At 69.5% G+C, this 19,805-nt stretch carries 17 protein-coding genes; 8 read left to right on the top strand and 9 right to left on the bottom strand.

Going from position 1 to position 19,805, the window contains the following annotated elements; genetic code table 11:
• The first annotated feature begins 112 nt into the window (after positions 1-112).
• From ACQP09_RS17230 to trxA, 7 genes are all read left to right on the top strand, one after another.
• Positions 113-2,407 carry a DUF6049 family protein gene (locus ACQP09_RS17230; RefSeq protein WP_433400501.1) on the top strand — a complete coding sequence of 765 codons (2,295 nt, stop codon included), beginning with the start codon at positions 113-115 and terminating at the stop codon, positions 2,405-2,407.
• Positions 2,408-2,457: 50 nt separating this feature from the next.
• On the top strand, positions 2,458-4,620 hold the full coding sequence (gene murJ / locus ACQP09_RS17225) for a murein biosynthesis integral membrane protein MurJ (RefSeq protein WP_432151298.1): 2,163 nt from the start codon (positions 2,458-2,460) through the stop codon (positions 4,618-4,620).
• A gap of 129 nt (positions 4,621-4,749) precedes the next feature.
• Complete coding sequence (locus ACQP09_RS17220; protein ID WP_433400498.1) at positions 4,750-6,480, top strand: serine/threonine protein kinase; 1,731 nt, start codon at positions 4,750-4,752, stop codon at positions 6,478-6,480.
• 128 nt (positions 6,481-6,608) lie between these two features.
• Positions 6,609-7,325 carry an RNA polymerase sigma factor SigM gene (gene sigM / locus ACQP09_RS17215; RefSeq protein WP_433400495.1) on the top strand — a complete coding sequence of 239 codons (717 nt, stop codon included), beginning with the start codon at positions 6,609-6,611 and terminating at the stop codon, positions 7,323-7,325.
• A complete protein-coding gene (locus ACQP09_RS17210; RefSeq protein WP_433400492.1) occupies positions 7,322-8,308 on the top strand; it encodes an anti-sigma factor family protein in 987 nt (328 codons plus the stop codon). The genes sigM and ACQP09_RS17210 overlap by 4 nt, the downstream gene beginning before the upstream one ends.
• 114 nt (positions 8,309-8,422) lie before the next feature.
• The gene (gene trxB / locus ACQP09_RS17205) at positions 8,423-9,394 is read left to right on the top strand and encodes a thioredoxin-disulfide reductase (RefSeq protein ID WP_432151294.1); all 972 of its coding nucleotides are present in this window, start codon (positions 8,423-8,425) and stop codon (positions 9,392-9,394) included.
• A gap of 44 nt (positions 9,395-9,438) precedes the next feature.
• The gene (trxA, locus tag ACQP09_RS17200; protein WP_433400488.1) at positions 9,439-9,774 is read left to right on the top strand and encodes a thioredoxin; all 336 of its coding nucleotides are present in this window, start codon (positions 9,439-9,441) and stop codon (positions 9,772-9,774) included.
• A gap of 84 nt (positions 9,775-9,858) precedes the next feature.
• Here trxA and ACQP09_RS17195 read toward each other — a convergent pair whose 3' ends face one another.
• The 9 genes from ACQP09_RS17195 to rpmH form a co-directional block, all read right to left on the bottom strand.
• A complete protein-coding gene (locus ACQP09_RS17195; RefSeq protein ID WP_433400485.1) occupies positions 9,859-10,476 on the bottom strand; it encodes a GNAT family N-acetyltransferase in 618 nt (205 codons plus the stop codon).
• A gap of 331 nt (positions 10,477-10,807) precedes the next feature.
• Positions 10,808-11,875 (bottom strand): ParB/RepB/Spo0J family partition protein, encoded by a 1,068-nt coding sequence (locus ACQP09_RS17190; RefSeq protein ID WP_433400482.1) that lies wholly within the window; start codon positions 11,873-11,875, stop codon positions 10,808-10,810.
• A complete protein-coding gene (locus ACQP09_RS17185; protein WP_432151291.1) occupies positions 11,872-12,948 on the bottom strand; it encodes an AAA family ATPase in 1,077 nt (358 codons plus the stop codon). Before ACQP09_RS17185 ends, ACQP09_RS17190 begins: the two co-directional genes overlap by 4 nt.
• A gap of 318 nt (positions 12,949-13,266) precedes the next feature.
• Positions 13,267-13,983 carry a 16S rRNA (guanine(527)-N(7))-methyltransferase RsmG gene (rsmG, locus tag ACQP09_RS17180; protein WP_404061278.1) on the bottom strand — a complete coding sequence of 239 codons (717 nt, stop codon included), beginning with the start codon at positions 13,981-13,983 and terminating at the stop codon, positions 13,267-13,269.
• A 109-nt stretch (positions 13,984-14,092) separates the two neighbouring features.
• Positions 14,093-14,605, bottom strand: a complete 513-nt coding sequence (locus tag ACQP09_RS17175; protein WP_109978597.1) for a protein jag — start codon at positions 14,603-14,605, stop codon at positions 14,093-14,095.
• A gap of 14 nt (positions 14,606-14,619) precedes the next feature.
• Positions 14,620-15,867, bottom strand: a complete 1,248-nt coding sequence (yidC, locus tag ACQP09_RS17170) for a membrane protein insertase YidC (protein WP_433400477.1) — start codon at positions 15,865-15,867, stop codon at positions 14,620-14,622.
• Positions 15,868-15,870: 3 nt separating this feature from the next.
• Complete coding sequence (yidD, locus tag ACQP09_RS17165; protein ID WP_433400474.1) at positions 15,871-16,230, bottom strand: membrane protein insertion efficiency factor YidD; 360 nt, start codon at positions 16,228-16,230, stop codon at positions 15,871-15,873.
• Positions 16,227-16,598: a ribonuclease P protein component gene (rnpA, locus tag ACQP09_RS17160; protein WP_078949725.1), complete on the bottom strand. Its 372-nt coding sequence runs from the start codon at positions 16,596-16,598 to the stop codon at positions 16,227-16,229. Before rnpA ends, yidD begins: the two co-directional genes overlap by 4 nt.
• 19 nt (positions 16,599-16,617) lie before the next feature.
• Complete coding sequence (gene rpmH / locus ACQP09_RS17155) at positions 16,618-16,755, bottom strand: 50S ribosomal protein L34 (RefSeq protein WP_003967884.1); 138 nt, start codon at positions 16,753-16,755, stop codon at positions 16,618-16,620.
• 381 nt (positions 16,756-17,136) lie between these two features.
• Here rpmH and dnaA point away from each other — a divergent pair, with 381 nt between their 5' ends.
• Positions 17,137-18,969 (top strand): chromosomal replication initiator protein DnaA, encoded by a 1,833-nt coding sequence (gene dnaA, locus ACQP09_RS17150; protein ID WP_433400469.1) that lies wholly within the window; start codon positions 17,137-17,139, stop codon positions 18,967-18,969.
• The last annotated feature ends 836 nt before the right edge of the window (positions 18,970-19,805 follow it).

Below are 19,805 nucleotides of genomic sequence, written 5' to 3'. Positions count from 1 at the left end.
ATCATGTGAACCGGACCCCAGCACTTCGGTCCTCCGCACCTCGTTACCATGCGGGGACGCAGGACCGACAACGATCGACAGACTCCGATGACGACGAGGGACGGGTAGGCGCGTGGCCCAGGCGGCAGACAACCAGGGGATGCGTCCCTCTCCTGCCCGCCGGTGGCTGCGGCGCACCGCCTCGGCGGTTCTCGGAGCTCCTCTGCTGGCCGGACTGCTGGCTCTTCCGGCCGCCGGGAGCGCGGGCGCCGCCGAACCGGTGAAGGCCCCCACCGGATCCAGCACGGTGGATGTGTCCCTGGACACGCTCTCCCCCGCCGCCCCTGTGGAGGGCGACACCCTGACCGTCTCCGGGACGCTCACCAACAAGGGCAAGGAGACGATCGACGACGCCGAGGTCGACCTGCGGGTGGGACCCCGGCTCTCCGGCCGCGGAGAGGTCGACGACGCCGCCAAGCGCAAGGGTTACACCCCAGGCGCCGACCCGGAGCCGATCGACGGCAAGTACACGGTGAAGATCCCCAAGCTCGCCAAGGGGATCAGCCAGAACTTCACGCTCGCCGTTCCCGTGGACAAGCTGGACCTCGACGCGTCGGGCGTCTACCAGTTGGGCGTCTCGGTCTCCGGCCGCACGGCGGCCGCCCCGTACGAGCAGGTGCTGGGCATCGAGCGCTCGTACCTCCCGTGGCAGACCGAGAAGAGCGACAAGAGGACCAAGCTCACCTTCCTCTGGCCGCTGATCGCCTCCCCGCACGTCACCGCCGAGACGCGCTCGGACGAACAGCAGACGCCGGTGTTCGCCGACGACAAGCTGGCCGAGGAGCTGGCGCCGGGCGGGCGGCTGGAGCAGATGGTGGCCCTGGGCAGCCGCCTCCCCGTCACCTGGGTCATCGACCCGGACCTCCTGGCGAGCGTCGCCGCGATGGCCGGCGGATACGAGGTGAAGTCCGGTGACACGACCGTCCCGGGCAGGAACGGGGCCGTCGCCGGACAGTGGATCACCGCCCTGCAGAAGGTCGTCGAGGACGGCAAGGTGATCGCGCTGCCGTTCGCCGACCCGGACCTGGCCTCCATCGCGCACCGTGGCAAGAGCGTCTCCGGCACGCTCAGCCATCTGCAGAACGCCTCCACGGTGGGCGCCTCCACGGTGGAGACCATCCTCCACGTGAAGCCGTCCACCGACTTCGCCTGGCCCGTGAACGGCGCGGTCGATTCGGGCATCGTGGATGTGGCGACCTCCGCCGGCGCCCACCATGTGATCGCCCGCAGCGACAGCTTCCAGGAGACCGGCGGCCTGCCGTACACCCCGACGGCGGCCCGGCCGATCGGCGGGGGCACCACCGCCGTCGTCGCCGACTCCCGGCTGTCGACCGCCTTCGACGGCAACCTGCTCCGGGCAGGCGCCTCGACCCTCGCGGTCCAGAAGTTCCTGGCGCAGACCCTCGCCCTGAACGAGCAGGCGCCGGACAACGAGCGCTCCATCGTCGTGGCACCTCAGCGGATGCCCACGACCACTCAGGCGCAGTCGATGGCGCGCGCGCTGGAAGCCCTGTCGGGCGACCGCTGGACGCAGCCGCAGGACCTGGTCGCCGCCGCCGAGGCGAAGCCGGACCCGCAGGCGACCACGAAGGTGCCGAGGGCCTCCGCGTACCCGAAGAAGCTCCGCAGCCAGGAGCTGCCCACCCAGGCGTTCCAGGAGATCCGGACCACCCAGGGCTCCATCGACAGCTTCGAGACCATCCTCACGCTGCCCGAGCGCGTGGTGACCCCCTTCGGCAACGCGGTGAACCGCTCGATGTCGACGTCCTGGCGAGGCCGCCCCGAGGAGGCGCGGACCTACCGGGGCGATGTGCTCAAGCACCTGAAGGACCTCACCGGCGAGGTCCAGCTGATCGACAAGTCGGACGTCACGCTCTCCGGCCGCAGCGCGACGATCCCGGTGACCGTGCAGAACAAGCTGGTGCAGGGCGTCGACCGGCTCGTCCTCAGGCTGACCTCGGACAACATCCGCCTGAAGTTCAACGACGGCGGGACGATGGCCGAGCTGCCGGTCCGGATCGCGGGCGGGCACAGCCAGTCGGTGAAGTTCGACACGGCGACCAGCGCCAACGGACGCGCCCAGGTCACCGCCCGGCTCTTCACCGAGGACGGCACACCGTACGGCGAGGAGATGACCTTCACCGTGAAGGTCTCCGAGGTCACCCCCACCGTCCTGCTCGTCATCGCCGGCGGGCTGCTCCTCCTGGTGCTGGCAGGCGTCAGGATGTACAGCCACCGTAAGCGCGCCGTGGCAAGCGACACGGCGAACGGCGACGGCGGCGAACCCGAGCAGCCGAGTGACCCGACCCCGGACACCGGACCGGAAAGCGGGGCCTCGTCGGGAACGGGTGAGAAAGTGGACCGTTGAGCGATGTCTGGCGTGGCCGGTCGGCCGGGGACGATGAGGTAGGGGTTTCGATGAACGCGCCGTACGACGGTGACCGCGGCGAGGGCGCCGGCGGAGCGGGGTCTCCGGCCGGCCCCCCGGTCCCTCCGGGCCCGGGTCAGGACGGCCAGGTGCCGCCCGACCCGTACCTCCAGCACGCCTACGAGGACGACCCCTACCGGGCGCGGGACCTCGCGGCCCAGGACCCGGTGGGCGAGGCGCTCTACGACCGCGCGTCCCACCCGCCGCCGCCTCCCGGCACCTACCAGGAGCCGCAGGCCCTCTACCAGCAGCCGCCCGCCGCCCCGTACGCCCCCGACCCGCGCATCTGGGCCCAGACACCGCCGCCCGAGCCCTCGGGGCCCTCACGCCACCTCCCGTACGGCGACCGGCCGGCGACCACGCAGTTCGTCGGCGTCGACGACCTGGTCACCCAGGCCTCCGGCGACCGGCAGGAGCCCGACGCCTTCGCCCACCTCTTCCGGGACCAGGAAGGGTCCGGGAAGCCTCCGGTCCCGGCCCAGCCGGAACCGCTGCCCGCTCCCGTCCCGCCGAAGTCCGGCGGCGGCAAGTTCTCCGGAGTGCTGAAGTCCAGCGCGCTGATGGCGGCCGGCACCCTCGTCTCCCGGCTCACCGGCTTCATCCGCTCGCTGGTGATCACCGCGGCGCTCGGCGCCGCGCTGCTCGGTGACAGCTTCACCATCGCGTACACGCTGCCGACCATGATCTACATCCTCACCGTCGGCGGTGGTCTCAACTCGGTCTTCGTCCCGCAGCTCGTCCGCGCCATGAAGGACGACGAGGACGGCGGCGAGGCCTTCGCCAACCGGCTGCTGACCCTGGTGATGGTCGCGCTCGGCCTGATCGTGGCCATCGCCGTCCTCGTCGCGCCGGTGCTGATCCAGCTGATGTCGAACACCATCGCCGACGACGTCGCCGCCAACAGCGTCGCCGTCACCTTCGCCCGGTACTGCCTGCCCACCATCTTCTTCATGGGTGTGCACGTGGTGATGGGTCAGATCCTGAACGCCCGGGGCAAGTTCGGCGCGATGATGTGGACCCCGGTCCTCAACAACATCGTCATGATCATCACGTTCGGCCTCTTCATCTGGGTCTACGGCACCTCCGCCGAGTCCCGGATGGGCGTGGACACCATCCCGCCGGAGGGCGTCCGGCTGCTGGGCATCGGCACCCTTCTCGGGCTGGTCGTCCAGGCGCTGGCGATGATCCCGTACCTGCGCGAGGCGGGCTTCCGCTTCCGTCCCCGCTTCGACTGGCGGGGCCACGGGCTCGGCAAGACGGTCAAGCTGGCCAAGTGGACCGTGCTGTTCGTCCTGGCCAACCAGGCAGGCGTCCTGGTCGTCACCCAACTCGCCACCGCGGCGGGCAAGCTCTCCGACAAGGACGGCACCGGCTTCCTGGCCTACTCCAACGCCCAGCTGATCTGGGGCATGCCGCAGGCCATCATCACCGTCTCCGTCATGGCCGCGCTGCTGCCCCGCATCTCCCGGGCCGCCCACGACAACGACCCGGGCGCGGTCCGCGACGACATCTCGCAGGGGCTGCGCAACTCCGCCGTCGCCATCGTCCCGGTCGCCTTCACCTTCCTCGCGCTCGGCCTGCCGATGTGCACCCTGCTGTACGCCTCCAGCGGCGCCGAGGCCGCCCGCTCCATGGGCTTCATCCTGATGGCGTTCGCGCTCGGCCTGATCCCGTACTCCGTGCAGTACGTCGTGCTCCGCGGCTTCTACGCGTACGAGGACACCCGCACGCCCTTCTACAACACGGTCATCGTGGCGGCCGTCAACGCCGCCGCCTCCGCGCTCTGCTACGTCGTCCTGCCCGCCCGCTGGGCCGTCGTCGGCATGGCCTTCTCCTACGGTCTGGCCTACGCGGTCGGTGTCGGTGTCGCCTGGCGCCGGCTGCGCACCCGGCTCGGCGGCGACCTGGACGGGGCGCACATCGTGCGGACCTACGCCCGGCTCTGCATGGCGGCGGTACCCGCGGCCGTCATCGGCGGCGGCATCGGCTTCGCGATCCTCGAACTGCTCGGCACGAGCGCTCTCGGATCGCTGGCCGCGCTGATCTGTGGCGGCATCGTCCTCATGGGCATCTTCTTCGTCGCGGCGAAGAAGATGCGTATCGAAGAGGTCAACGGCCTGGTCGGCATGGTCCGTGGACGGCTCGGTCGCTGAATGAACGCACGGCCGCACAACCATCGTCGGACTCCGCGTGTCGTGGATAGCGCCGGAGTGTGGGCACAATTGGCGTGACTGTGGCGAGCTGGCCGGCTTCGCGCAACGGATGGGGAGGCAGGAACGACGGTGGCGGAACGTAGCACGGCTGCCGTCGACGTGGCCGACAACGGCGGCGACGAGCCGTCGGCCGCCAAGGCGGACGAGGCGACGAACGACGGAACGACGCAGGCCGAGGAGACCGGGGGCACGACCCCCGAGAAGCCCGGGGGCCAGGACGGCGGGCGGGCCCGCTCCGAGGCCGTTCCGGCGACCCCGGACGTACACAGCGGCCACAAACTGGCCGAGCGCTACCGGCTGGAGGAGTGCGTCACCCGTCTGGACGGCTTCAGCAGCTGGCGGGCGGTCGACGAGAAACTGCGCCGCGCGGTCGGCGTGCACCTGCTGCCCGCCGGCCACCCGCGGGCCCGCTCCGTGCTGGCAGCGGCCCGCTCGTCCGCCCTGCTCGGAGACCCCCGCTTCGTCCAGGTCCTGGACGCCGTCGAGGAGGACGACCTCGTCTACGTCGTCCACGAATGGCTCCCGGACGCCGTCGAGCTCACCGCCCTGCTGGCCGCCGGACCGATGGAGGCCCACGACGCCTACCAGCTCGTCAGCCAGCTCTCCCACGCGATGGCCGCCGCCCACCGCGAAGGTCTGACGCACCTTCGGCTCACCCCCGGCGCCGTCCTGCGCAGCTCCACCGGCCAGTACCGGATCCGCGGCCTCGCGGTGAACGCCGCCCTGCGCGGCATCACCTCCGAGCGCCCCCTGCGCCAGGACACCGAGGCGATCGGCGCACTCCTGTACGCGGCACTGACCAAGCGCTGGCCGTACGAGAGCGACGCGTACGGTCTCTCCGGGCTGCCCAAGGGCATGGGGCTCATCGCTCCGGACCAGGTCCGCGCCGGCGTCCACCGGGGCCTCTCCGAACTCGCCATGCGCGCGCTGGCCAACGACGGGGCCACCGCATCCCGGCAGGAACCGCCCTGCACCACCCCGGACGAGCTGGCCAAGGCCGTCGCGGCGATGCCGCGCGTCCGGCCGCCGGAGCCCACGTTCGCCGCCCAGCCCGTCTACCAGCAGCCCGTCTACCAGACGACCTATCAGCAGGGCACGTACGGACGGCCGTCCAGCCATCCCCCGTCCGTGGCCCAGCCGGTGCTGGCAGCACCCCCGGCGCCGCTCCAGAGCCGTACCGGACGGGTACTCAAGTGGAGCGTCTCGGCACTGCTCATCGCCGCGCTCGGCCTCGGCAGCTGGCAGCTCGCGGAGATCCTGCTCGACCAGCGCAAGGGCTCCGACGACACCGGCGTCACCCAGCCGACCGACGACGAGAAGCCGGCCCCCGCCCCGCCCAAGCCGCTGACCATCGCGGACGCCACCGAGTTCATGCCCGACGGTTCGGGGATCCAGCCGGGCGACGTACCGAACGCCATCGACGACGACTCGTCCACGGCCTGGGTCACCCCTCGCTACCGGGGCTTCGCCAACTTCGGCAACCTGCCCCAGCGCCAGCAGGGCAGCGGGATCATCGTCGACCTCGGGAAGGTCCAGGACGTCCGCTCCATCGAGGTGGACATGTACCGCACCGGCCAGACGACGGCGGTGTTCGGCGCGGGGCCGGACGCCTCGTCACCGTCCTCCTCGGCGGACTTCCCGCAGCGGATCGCCGAGAAGCAGGTCGCGGGCAAGACGCTCAAGGAAGAGCTGGAGAAGCCCGTCCGGACGCGCTACATCCTGATCCACGTCACGGAGCTGCCCGAGGACGGCACCGGCGGCTACCGCGGCGGGGTCGCGGACATCTCCGTCCTCGGCTGACCGGAAGCGGCTGACCGGGAGCGGCTGATCAGGAGCTGGTGTGGAGACTCCGCACCGGCCCTGATCATCCGGCGCGCGGCCCGTTAATGTGGCACACGACATCGGATCCGGTTCGGAGGGGGAGCACGGTGGATTCCGTTCCACCAGAGGCACCGAGCGACTCGGACCTGCTCGCCCTCCATGTGGCGGGCGACCCCGACGCCTTCGGTGAGCTCGTACGCCGCCACCGCGACCGGCTGTGGGCCGTCGCGCTGCGCACGCTCGGGGACAGGGAAGAGGCGGCCGACGCCGTCCAGGACGCCCTCGTCTCCGCCTTCCGGGCCGCCCACACCTTCCGCGGCCAGTCCGCCGTCACGACCTGGCTGCACCGCATCACCGTCAACGCCTGCCTCGACCGGGTCCGCAAGGCCGCTTCCCGCAAGACGTCACCGGTGGACGACGCGGACCGGCTCGACCAGCTGCTGGAACCGCACGAGTCGGCCGAGGCCCCCGCCGAGCGGCAGGATCTGCACCGCCAGCTCTTCGCCGCCCTGGCCACCCTCCCCGCCGAACAGCGCGCGGCCCTCGTCCTGGTCGATATGCAGGGCTACCCGGTGGCCGAGGCCGCCACCGTCCTGGACGTACCGACCGGCACCGTGAAGAGCCGGTGTGCCCGGGGCCGGGCGAGACTGGCCCCTCTGGTCCGGCATCTGCGCGGCGAGACCGAAGCCGAGGACCCCGACGGGGAGACCCGCGTCACCGGAAGGAACCGGACGCCCGGTCCATCCGTCCCACCTGCGTCAGGACCGAAGGACACGGAAGCGAACGACCCGGCCGCTGCGAAGGGAGGAGGTGGACGCCCGTGACATCCACGACCGACACGGCTCAGCACCCGGAGGTCTCCGAGATCTCCGATCTCACCGAGGGGCTGCTCCCGCCTTCCCGCGCGGAGGAGATCCGCGACCACCTCGCGGAGTGCGAGCTGTGCGCCGAGGTACGGGACTCCCTGGAGGAGGTCCGCGGGCTGCTGGGCGCCCTGCCTGAACCCGAGCCGATGCCCGACGACATCGCCGCGCGCATCGACGCGGCGCTCGCCGCCGAGGCCCGTACGGCCGACGCCCCCGCCGGTGAGGCAGCCGATGCCTCCCGAGCCGCCGCTGTTTCACGCGAAGACGATGTTTCACGTGAAACAGAGAGCGCGGAGACCGGTGGACCGTCCCCGCTGACGCCCCGCACCGGTTCCTCCCCGGCCCGACCGGCGGGCCACCCCCAGGGCTCCACGGGGCCCGGGCGCAGCCGTGCCCGACGCCGTCGGCGTGCGGTGTTCCTGGGCACCGCATGCGGTGCCGCGATCATCGGCATGAGCGTCTTCCTCCTCCAGAACCTGTCGTCCTCCTCCGACTCCTCGGGTGCGTCGGCCGACCAGACCGTCAGCGCATCCGAGAGCGGGGCACACGCCTACTCCCAGGACACGCTGGAGACCAAGGTCCAGGACCTCCTGGCCGGCGGAGTGGGGGCGGAGGACTTCACCGGGCAGAAGCGGTCGCCGAGCGCGGACGAGCAGGTGGAGCCGGAAGCGGAGTCGCCCGGCACCAAGGCCTCCAGGAGCCCGCTGCTCGCCCCTGCGGTCGTGGTTCCGCCGTGCGTGCAGCAGGCCACCGGCCGCACCACACCGGCCCTCGCCCTCGACGAAGGCATATATCAGGGGACGGACGCCTTCCTCGTCGTCCTTCCGCACCCAAGCGACCCGGCCCGCGTGCAGGCCTATGTCGTCGCCTCCTCCTGCGTGGACACCGCTCCCGGGTCGACCGGTCGGCTGCTGCTGACGGAGGCGTACGACCGCCCCTGAGGACCGCTACGCCACGTCGGGAATGCATCACCCGTAGGATCCGTTGGGTGGGGTGAGAGTCGTTGAACCGACCCCGTAGGCAGTAGGCAGTCTGCAGAGACGAGGAAGAAACCCGTGAGCGACGTCCGTAATGTGATCATCATCGGCTCCGGACCGGCTGGGTACACCGCCGCGCTCTACACCGCCCGTGCCTCACTGAGCCCGCTGGTCTTCGAGGGCGCGGTCACCGCCGGCGGCGCGCTGATGAACACCACCGACGTGGAGAACTTCCCCGGCTTCCAGGACGGCATCATGGGCCCCGAGCTCATGGACAACATGCGCGCCCAGGCCGAGCGCTTCGGCGCCGAGCTGGTTCCCGACGATGTCGTCGCCGTCGACCTCACCGGTGACATCAAGACGGTCACCGACACGGCGGGCACCGTTCACCGCGCCAAGGCCGTCATCGTCACCACCGGCTCCCAGCACCGCAAGCTCGGCCTGCCCAACGAGGACGCGCTCTCCGGCCGCGGTGTCTCCTGGTGCGCCACCTGCGACGGCTTCTTCTTCAAGGACCACGACATCGCCGTGGTCGGCGGCGGCGACACGGCGATGGAGGAGGCGACCTTCCTCTCCCGCTTCGCCAAGTCCGTCACGATCGTCCACCGCCGCGACACCCTGCGCGCCTCCAAGGCGATGCAGGACCGGGCCTTCGCCGACCCGAAGATCAAGTTCGCCTGGGACAGCGAGGTCGCCGAGGTCAAGGGTGAGCAGAAGCTCTCGGGCCTGACCCTGCGGAACACCAAGACCGGCGAACTCTCCGAGCTCCCCGTGACCGGCCTCTTCATCGCCGTCGGTCACGACCCGCGCACCGAGCTCTTCAAGGGCCAGCTCGAACTCGACGACGAGGGGTACCTGAAGGTCGAGGCGCCCTCCACCCGCACCAACCTCACCGGTGTCTTCGGCGCCGGTGACGTGGTCGACCACACCTACCGGCAGGCCATCACCGCCGCCGGCACCGGCTGCTCCGCGGCGCTGGACGCCGAGCGCTTCCTCGCCGCGCTGGCCGACGCGGAGCCCGCCGAGCCGGAGAAGACCCCGGCCGTCTGAACTTCCCCACCGCACGCCCACCCCGAGAGACCGAGGAGACCGCCGTGGCCGGCGACCTGAAGCACGTTACCGACGACACCTTCGACGATGTCGTCCTGAAGAGCGAGAAGCCCGTCCTGGTGGACTTCTGGGCTGCCTGGTGCGGTCCGTGCCGCCAGATCGCCCCCTCCTTGGAGGCGATCTCGAAGGAGCACGGCGACCAGATCGAGATCGTCAAGCTCAACATCGACGAGAACCCGGCCACCGCCGCCAAGTACGGCGTGATGTCCATCCCGACGCTCAACGTCTACCAGGGCGGCGAGGTCGCCAAGACCATCGTCGGCGCCAAGCCGAAGGCCGCGATCCTCCGCGACCTCGAAGGCTTCATCACCGCCAAGTAGCCGCGCGCGCTTCGGCGCGATGTTTCACGTGAAACGGGCCCACCTCGCATCGGAGGTGGGCCCGTTCGCGTATGCCGCGTCCGATCAGAGCGGTCGCAGTACCGGTTCCTTCTGCACCGCCCCCAGGAGCCGGTCGAGCGCCATCTCGACGTCCTCCTTCCAGGAGAGTGTCGTCCGCAGCTCCAGCCTCAGCCGCGGATACCGGGGATGGGGCCGTACGGTCTTGAAGCCGACCGCCAGCAGGTGATCCGCCGGGAGCACACAGCCGAACTGCTCCGCCCGCGCGTCACCGAACGCCTCGATCGCCTTGAAGCCCCGGCGGAGCACGTCCTTGGCCACCGTCTGCACCATGATGCGGCCGAGCCCCTGGCCCTGATACCCCGGAACGATCAGACCGGTGATGAGCTGAACGGCGTCGGGGGAGACCGGGCTGGTGGGAAAGGCCGTCGAGCGCGGGACATAGGCGGGCGGCGCGTAGAGCACGAACCCCGCCGGGACATCGTCCACATAGACCACCCGGCCGCAGGAGCCCCACTCCAGGAGAACCGCGGAGATCCAGGCCTCCTTCTCCAGCTCCGGCTCGCCCGCCTTTACTGCGGCTTCCCCGCTGACCGGGTCAAGCTCCCAGAAGACGCACGCGCGGCAGCGCTCGGGGAGATCCTGAAGGTTGTCCAAGGTGAGCGGTACAAGCCGACGCCCCATGGCGGCGAATCCTCACTTCTCTCGCCCGCCGCATCACGTGCGGCCGCCAGCGCGTTCCGTTCATGGAACAGGCTGCCGACGAATCCCCCGACGGCTCCCAGGCCCAGCCCGACCGTCACCAGCCGGCTGCGGCTCACTGTTCGCAAGGTCCCCGCCCTCCTCCGAGGTCGATCACCGTGGATGCGCCATCCCAGATCGCATCGTATCCACCCAGAGGTGATGCGGATACCGAGAAAGGGCAAAGGGCGGGCCGTGTTCCGGTGACTGCCGGAACACGGCCCGCCCTTCACGCGGTCCTACGGACGAGCGGACGCCCGACAAGCCCCAGGGCTCAGCTCTCGTCGTCCTCGTCGGCAATACGGCGCTCCAGCACCTTCCCCTCGCCCGGAGCGAGAGAGCCGAGAATCCGGTCCAGATCCTCCATCGAGGCGAACTCGACGGTGATCTTCCCCTTCTTCTGGCCCAGGTCGACCTTCACCCGGGTCTCGAAGCGGTCGGAGAGCCGGGTCGCCAGGTCCGTCAGCGCGGGGGAGAGCCGCGCACCGGCCCGGGGGCCCTTCGGCTTCGGCGAGCTCGTGGGACGCGACCCCATGAGCGTCACGATCTCCTCGACCGCGCGGACCGAGAGCCCCTCCGCCACGATGCGGTGGGCCAGCCGGTCCTGCTCCTCGGAGTCGTCCACCGACAGCAGGGCCCGGGCATGGCCGGCCGAGAGAACGCCCGCGGCCACCCGCCGCTGCACCGGCGGCGAGAGCCGCAGGAGCCGCAGCGTGTTGGACACCTGGGGCCGGGACCGCCCGATCCGGTCGGCCAGCTGGTCATGGGTGCACTTGAAGTCCTTGAGGAGCTGGTCGTACGCGGCAGCCTCCTCCAGCGGGTTCAGCTGGGCCCGGTGAAGGTTCTCCAGCAGCGCGTCCAGGAGCAGCTTCTCGTCGTCCGTGTCCCGGACGATGGTCGGAATCCGCTCCAGACCGGCCTCACGGGAGGCCCGCAGACGGCGCTCGCCCATGATGAGCTCGTAGCGGTCCGTCCCCACCTTGCGTACGACGACCGGCTGGAGAAGACCCACCTCCTTGATGGAGGTGACCAGCTCGGCCAGCGCGTCCTCGTCGAAGACCTCACGGGGCTGGCGGGGGTTCGGCGTGATCGCGCCGATGGGCAGCTCGGCGAAGTACGCTCCGGACGTCGACTCCTGCTCCGGCGCGGACGCCGGCTCCGGCACCACCGGGGACGAGGGCAGCGCGGTCACCTTCGCGGCCGCCACCCCCCGCTCCGCCGTCAGAACCGGTCCCCCACCGGAGCCGGAACCGCTTCCGGGCCCGGGTACCTGCTTCTCCTGGGGAGCGGCGGGGATCAGCGCACCGAGCCCACGTCCCAGCCCTCTACGTCGCTCACTCACTGGATGCCCTCCGAAACGTTCTGCTGGCTGTTCTGAATGCTGGCATGGGTGTGCTGGGCCTCGTAGTGCACCCCGACACCCCGCAGAGCGATTTCCCGGGCGGCTTCGAGATAGGAGAGCGAGCCGCTGGACCCCGGGTCGTAGGTCAGCACGGTCTGCCCGTAACTCGGCGCCTCGGAGATACGTACGGACCGCGGGATGCTCGTCCGCAGCACTTCCTTGCCGAAGTGGGTACGGACCTCCTCGGCGACCTGGGAGGCGAGCCTGGTCCGGCCGTCGTACATGGTCAACAGGATCGTGGACACATGGAGATCGGGGTTCAGGTGGCCCCGCACCAGGTCGACGTTGCGCAGCAACTGGCCCAGCCCTTCCAGCGCGTAGTACTCGCACTGGATCGGGATCAGCACCTCCGCACCGGCCACCATCGCGTTCACCGTGAGCAGGCCGAGGGAGGGAGGGCAGTCGATGAGGATGTAGTCCAGCGGCTGCTCGTACGCCTGGATGGCCCGCTGCAGCCGGCTCTCCCGCGCCACCAGCGACACGAGCTCGATCTCCGCACCGGCGAGATCGATCGTGGCGGGGGCGCAGAAGAGACCCTCGACGTCCGGAACGGGCTGAACCACCTCGGAGAGCGGGCGGCTCTCCACCAGGACGTCATAGATCGAGGGGACATCGGAGTGGTGATCGATCCCCAGCGCCGTGGAGGCATTGCCCTGGGGGTCGAGATCGACCACCAGGACACGCGCACCGTGCAGGGCCAGCGAGGCAGCGAGGTTGACCGTCGTGGTCGTCTTGCCGACCCCGCCCTTCTGGTTGGCCACCACGATGACGCGCGTACGGTCCGGGCGAGGCAGCCCCTCACCGGCGCGGCCGAGGGCCTCGACGGCCAGCTGGGCGGCGCGACCGATGGGTGTGTCGTCCATCGGCGGCGGTGTTTCACGTGAAACATCCTCCCCCGCAGACTCGCTTCGGGGACCGGGGACCGGATCGGTCATCGGTCCCGCGATGTTGGCGTCGGACCGCAACGGTTCACTCTCCTCGACTTCAGGCTCGCAATGAGCAGAGCCTGCCATGCTTTCGGGGTCGTGAACCAGCGAGGCCCGCTGATCTGTGGATGAATCCGGGCGTGTGGACAACTCGGTAACCCGTACGGGCTTCCGGTCGCGCGGTGTGGCAGCCGCACGACCGCGGCCGATGATTCCCTGCAGCAGAGAGCGACGTTTCACGTGAAACACGATGCCCCCGCATCGCAACTACCAGGCCACGACACTCCGCAGGGGGTACGGATGGCCGCTTTCCCGGCATTTCCCTGCTAGCCGACAGAGATCGCCTGCAAGGGGCCATCCCGGACCGCTCCTCGGCTGGCCCGCACGTACGTCGGCGGACAGCCCTCAGCGGCGTCGCCGGGTGCGTCCCACCCGCGCGGCCTTGGCCCTCTTTGCGGCGAACCTCACACCGCCCGGGCTCTCGCCCACCACCACACGCACCACCGTGGACAGCGGATCGACCACGCCTTCACCGACCTGGAGCACCTCGGTCTCCACCACACCGAGCTTGCTCAGAGCCGCCCTGGCACCGTTGATCTCCTCCTCGGCGGTGTCGCCCTTCAATGCGAGCATCTCGCCGTACGGACGCAGCAGGGGCACGCCCCAGCCGGCCAGCCGGTCCAGCGGAGCCACGGCGCGCGCGGTCACCACATGGACGGGCTGGAGCGTCCCGAGGACCTCCTCGGCCCTCCCTCGCACCACCGTCACATGGTCCAGGCCGAGCAGTTCGACGACCTCCTGGAGGAAGTTCGTCCGCCGGAGCAGCGGCTCCAGCAACGTGATCTTGAGGTCGGGGCGGACCAGGGCCAGCGGGATACCGGGCAGGCCGGCGCCCGAGCCCACATCGCAGACCGTGACGCCTTCCGGCACCACCTCGGAGAGCACCGCGCAGTTCAGCAGGTGCCGCTCCCACAGCCGCGGCACCTCGCGCGGTCCGATCAGGCCCCGCTTCACCCCGGCATCGGCGAGGAGCTCCGCGTACCGGACAGCTTCCGGGAAGAGCTCTCCGAATACCGCCTGCGCCTCTTCAGGTGCCTGGGGGAGCTCTGCAGCGTCCGTCACGGGGACCGTCCTTCCGTACCGCACTAGCGCACTGTGGGTGGCTGACTATCAGGCTGACAAAGATCGGCCCCGCCTGCGAACAGACGGGGCCGACAGTACAAGGATCCGGTCAGGCCGGGAGAACGACGACGAAGCGCTGCGGCTCCTCGCCCTCCGACTCGCTCCGGAGACCGGCTGCGGCGATCGCGTCGTGCACGACCTTCCGCTCGAACGGCGTCATCGGGTCCAGCTTGACCGGCTGGCCCGAGGTCTTCACGTCGTTGGCGGCCTTGGCACCCAGCTCGGCGAGAATCTCGCGCTTCTTGGCCCGGAAACCGCCGATGTCCAGCATCAGACGGCTGCGGTCGCCGGTCTCCCGGTGGACTGCCAGCCGGGTCAGCTCCTGGAGCGCCTCCAGCACCTCACCGTCGCGCCCCACGAGCTTCTGGAGCTCACGCGGGGAGTCGCTGATGATCGAAACCGCGGCCCGGTCCGCCTCGACGTCCATGTCGATGTCGCCGTCGAGGTCGGCGATGTCGAGCAGGCCTTCGAGGTAGTCGGCTGCGATCTCCCCCTCCTGCTCCAGGCGGGTCAGAGTGTCGCTCCCCTCGGCGGCGGCCTTGGAGGTGGTGCCTTCCGTCACGGGTGGACTCCTTCTTACTTCTTGGACGGGTGCTTGGGCCGCTGCGGGCCCTTGCGCTGTCCGGACTTGGCTTGGCGTGAGGAGCCGGAGGCGGACTTGCCCGCCGACGTCGGCTTGTCGTCCTGCGGTGCGTCCTGCTTCTGGAGCGAGGTCTTGGAGTCGGCCGCGGCCTCGTCCTTGGCTCCGGCGGCGACATGCGTCTGGCGCTTCGCCTTGGTCTGGCGCTTGGGCTGCTGGCGCTTGGACGCGGCACCCTCCCCCTCGGGAAGGACCTCGCCCTTCTTGACCGTGCCGTCCTCCTGCGCGACGAGGCTCATCTTGCTCAGTCCGGTGATGAACTTGCGCTCGATGTCGTTGCGGTCGGGGCCCTTGGCGACGATCGCCTTGACGGTCCTGCGCTGTGTCCGGCCGCGGACCTGGCCACGAGAGGTCACGGTCTTGAGCACCCGCTGGAGGTAGGCGTCCTGCGCCTTACTGCCCGGCGTCGGGTTCTGGTTGATCACGTACATCTGCTGACCCATGGTCCAGACGTTCGTGGTCAGCCAGTAGACGAGGACACCGACGGGGAAGTTGACGCCCATCACGGCGAAGATGACCGGGAAGATGTACATCAGCATCTTCTGCTGCTGCATGTACGGCGTCTTCACCGTCAGGTCGACGTTCTTCGTCATCAGCTGGCGCTGGGTGAAGAACTGCGAGGCCGACATCAGCACGATCATGACGGCGGTGACGACGCGGACGTCCAGCAGCGTGGCGTCGAGCGACTGGAGCTTCTCGACGCTGTCGGTGAACTTCGCGGCCAGCGGCGCACCGAAGATGTGCGCCTGACGGGCGCTGTCCAGCAGGTCCTGGTTGATCGCGCCGATCTTCTTGCCCGAGGCGATGGACGACAGCACGTGGTACAGGGCGAAGAAGAACGGCGACTGCGCCAGGATCGGCAGGCACGAGGAGAGCGGGTTGGTGCCCGTCTCCTTGTACAGCTTCATCATCTCTTCGGACTGACGCTGCTTGTCGTTCTTGTAGCGCTCCTGGATCGCCTTCATCTTCGGCTGGAGCACCTGCATGTTGCGGGTCGACTTGATCTGCTTCACGAAGAGCGGGATCAGGCAGATCCGGATCAGCACCACCAGGGACACGATGGACAGGCCCCAGGCCCACCCGGAGTCATCACCGAAGAGCGCTCCGTAGACCTTGTGGAACTGGACGATGACCCACGAGACGGGCGTGGTGATAAAGCTGAACAGACTGGCGATCGTGTCCACTAATCAGGCTCCTTGAGCATTGGGCGAGGTCTCTGTGGCCGGGCTCGGAGGTTCGGAGACCGACCCCCCGGACGGCACATCAGCGGCGGGCTCCCCGCCCTTGCCGCGGCGCAGGCCGTTGCGCAGCAGCTCGTGCCACCGCGGACGCTTGCGCTGCGGGACATGGTCCACACCGCCGGGTGACCACGGATTGCATCGCAGGATGCGCCAGGCGGTCAGCGCTGTTCCCTTGATCGCACCGTGCCGGTCGATAGCCGTATATCCATAGTGGGAACACGACGGGTAGTAACGGCAGACAGGCCCGAGGAGTGGGCTGATCGTCCACTGGTACAGCTTGATGAGGGCAAGCAGCGGGTACTTCATCTCGCGCCCCCTCCCAGCAACCGCTGAAGGGCGGCATCCAGGTCTCGGGCCAGCTGTGCATGGTCGGCGTCGCCCGCACCGGGCAGCGCTCGTACGACAACAAGGCTACCGGGGGGCAGCAGTGCCAGCCGGTCGCGGACCAGATGGCGAAGCCTGCGCTTCACCGCGGTGCGGACGACCGCTCCTCCCACCGCTTTGCTGACAACGAAACCCGCACGCGGCGCGGGGAGAGTCTCCCCCGTCACGTGCGGGTCCGTTTCACCGCTGCGTAGATGGACGACGAGCAGTGGACGTCCGGCTCGACGTCCTCGTCGTACCGCGGTCGCGAAGTCCTCGCGCCGCCTCAGCCGATTCTCGGTAGGCAGCACGTCATGGACCTGTGAGCGATCAGGCGGACAGGCTGCTGCGGCCCTTGCCGCGGCGGTTCGCGAGGATCGCACGGCCGGCACGGGTACGCATGCGCAGACGGAAGCCGTGGGTCTTGGCGCGACGGCGGTTGTTCGGCTGGAAGGTGCGCTTGCTCACTCGGGGGCTCCAGAAATGATTCGTGTCTTGGCGGGACATCGCCTGGCTGTCACCGTGCGCCCACGAGGAACTCGCGTAAACGCCTTAGTGCACCGCTTCACAATCACAGATCGTGATCTTTGCCCATCGGAGGCAGGCGGCAGCAGCCATCGACAACTCGACCTGGTCACGGTACGCGCGGCTACGCCATCCGGTCAAACCGGCCCCGCGCGACCCCCCATTGTGCACAGCCTGTGGACAACAACTTGAACCGTGCGGCCCGGCCTGACTACCGTGGCTGAACTCCGGTTCTTTTCCTTCCCGACTGCCGGGCCTCACCCATCCCGACCCACCCCGTCCCGAGAACCACACATTCGTGGGACATGCGAGAGAGCGTGCCTTGTGGCTGACGTACCTGCCGATCTTGCCGCAGTGTGGCCACGAGTGCTGGAACAACTCCTCGGGGAGGGCCAGCAGGGCATCGAGCCGAAGGACAAGCAGTGGATCGAGCGCTGCCAGCCGCTGGCACTCGTCGCCGACACCGCACTCCTGGCCGTCCCCAATGAATGGGGCAAGCGCGTCCTCGAAGGCCGCCTCGCACCGCTCATCAGCGAGACGCTGACCCGCGAGTGCGGCCGTCCGATCCGGATCGCGATCACCGTCGACGACTCCGCGGGCGAACCGCCCTCCCCGCCGGCGCCCCCCATGCACCAGTCCCACCAGAGCCAGCAGGGCCACCGCTACCAGGGCCAGCCCCGCGACGACGGCCGCGACGACGGGTACGACGGCTACGGCCACCGCCCCTCCGACGACGGCATGCCGACGGCCCGCCCGGCCTACCCCGACTACCAGCAGCAGCGCCCCGAGCCGGGCGCCTGGCCGCGTACCCAGGAGGACCTCTCCTGGCAGCAGCCGCGCCACGGCGGCTACCAGGACCGCGAGCAGCCCGCCTCCGACTCCTACCGCGAGACCGAGTCGTACCGCGACCAGCCCTCCGAGCAGTGGCGCGAGCCGTACGGCACCGGCCGGCCCCAGCAGCCGCAGCACGACTACCGCTCGCAGCCGCCCGAGCGCCAGGGGTACGAGCAGCAGCGCGACCGGCACGACCAGCAGCACCGCCCCACCGGCCCCGGGCGCACCGGCGGCTCGGTCCCCGGCCCGATGGGCGCCCAGCCGGCACCCGCGCCGGGACCCGGTGAGCCGCACGCCCGGCTGAACCCGAAGTACCTCTTCGACACCTTCGTCATCGGCGCCTCCAACCGGTTCGCGCACGCCGCCGCCGTGGCCGTGGCCGAGGCACCCGCCAAGGCGTACAACCCCCTCTTCATCTACGGGGAGTCAGGGCTCGGCAAGACCCACCTGCTGCACGCGATCGGCCACTACGCGCGGAGCCTCTACCCAGGCACCCGGGTGCGGTACGTGAGCTCGGAGGAGTTCACCAACGAGTTCATCAACTCGATCCGCGACGGCAAGGGCGACACCTTCCGCAAGCGGTACCGCGATGTCGACATCCTCCTCGTCGACGACATCCAGTTCCTGGCGAGCAAGGAGTCGACGCAGGAGGAGTTCTTCCACACCTTCAATACGCTGCACAACGCGAACAAGCAGATCGTGCTCTCCTCGGACCGGCCGCCCAAGCAGCTGGTGACGCTGGAGGACCGGCTGCGCAACCGCTTCGAGTGGGGTCTGACCACCGACGTCCAGCCGCCCGAGCTGGAGACCCGGATCGCCATCCTCCGTAAGAAGGCGGTGCAGGAGCAGCTGAACGCGCCGCCGGAGGTCCTGGAGTTCATCGCCTCGCGGATCTCGCGCAACATCCGTGAGCTGGAGGGCGCCCTGATCCGGGTGACGGCCTTCGCCTCGCTCAACCGGCAGCCTGTGGACCTCGGGCTGACCGAGATCGTGCTGAAGGACCTGATCCCCGGCGGCGAGGAGTCGGCGCCGGAGATCACCGCGCCGGCCATCATGGCGGCCACCGCGGACTACTTCGGCCTCACCGTGGAGGACCTCTGCGGATCCTCGCGCAGCCGGGTCCTGGTGACGGCGCGCCAGATCGCGATGTACCTGTGCCGGGAGCTCACCGATCTCTCGCTGCCGAAGATCGGCGCGCAGTTCGGCGGCCGCGACCATACGACGGTGATGCACGCGGACCGGAAGATCCGGGCGCTGATGGCGGAGCGCCGCTCCATCTACAACCAGGTCACCGAGCTCACCAACCGCATCAAGAACGGCTGACGAAGGCTCCTCACCGCCTCATAAGGCGCCTCGCGACGACCTCCCACGGTCCGCGCGAGGCGCCTTTCGTCGTTCCTGGGGAGGACCAGGGGTCGCCGCGGCGGCCTCCGCCGCCCCGCCACTGTTCGAATACGGGCTGCTCAGAGGCCCTTCTCCACAGATGTGCGAACTTTCTTCCGTCCACAGCCTGGGGACCGGGAAGTTGTCCATGTTGCGTCCACAGGGACGGCTGCCGATACTCCATCAGGCCAGGTCACATGGCTGGGGATTTGTGGCCAACCGTGATCCACAGCCTGTGGACAGAATCTTCGTCCACAGGGGGCGTTCCAGGTTGTCCACCGTCGGCCCACAGGCTGGACGGTGTTGTCCCCAGCTCGGACCGGCTTCTCCACACCTTCGTCCACTGTTCGGCAACACAACACCCGCTCTCACCGCCCGGAGTGAAAGGCGTCACACCAAGCTGCCTGATTGGGCTGTGGGGAACCGGGGTAAAGCTGGGGACAGGCCTGGGGAGAAGTGACCCCCTCCTGTGCATCGGGTGTGCAGAACTTCCGCCCGTCCACAGAAAGCCCCGGTTGTCCACGGGTTCCGCCCACAGGACCGGTGGACAAAAAACCGATGCTGACCTGCGCAAACGACGTTATCCACGGTTTCCACAGGGCCTACTACTACTACCACTCAGAGTTAGCCAGGAATCCGCTTCGAAGTGGGGCCTGTGTACAACTCGACCGGCGACCGCCTCGCCGCGTTCTGCTCGACTTGACCCCGAGCAGCAACGACTGTCGGTGCCGTGCGTCAGACTGGACCCCGGAGCCACCCCGGCCGTCGGCAGGGAG

Origin of the sequence: Streptomyces sp. CA-146814, assembly GCF_050942385.1 — a bacterium.
Taxonomy (GTDB): Bacteria; Actinomycetota; Actinomycetes; order Streptomycetales; family Streptomycetaceae; genus Streptomyces.
Note: the sequence above shows the minus strand (reverse complement) of the source record. Positions and strands in the feature narration are given on the sequence as shown.

Excerpts from the sequence above, each read along its gene's own strand:
- ACQP09_RS17185 (WP_432151291.1), bottom strand. The coding sequence starts at position 12,948 with ATGGCAGGCTCTGCTCATTGCGAGCCTGAAGTCGAGGAGAGTGAACCG.
- ACQP09_RS17195 (WP_433400485.1), bottom strand. The coding sequence starts at position 10,476 with ATGGGGCGTCGGCTTGTACCGCTCACCTTGGACAACCTTCAGGATCTC.
- murJ (WP_432151298.1), top strand. The coding sequence starts at position 2,458 with ATGAACGCGCCGTACGACGGTGACCGCGGCGAGGGCGCCGGCGGAGCG.
- yidD (WP_433400474.1), bottom strand. The coding sequence starts at position 16,230 with ATGAAGTACCCGCTGCTTGCCCTCATCAAGCTGTACCAGTGGACGATC.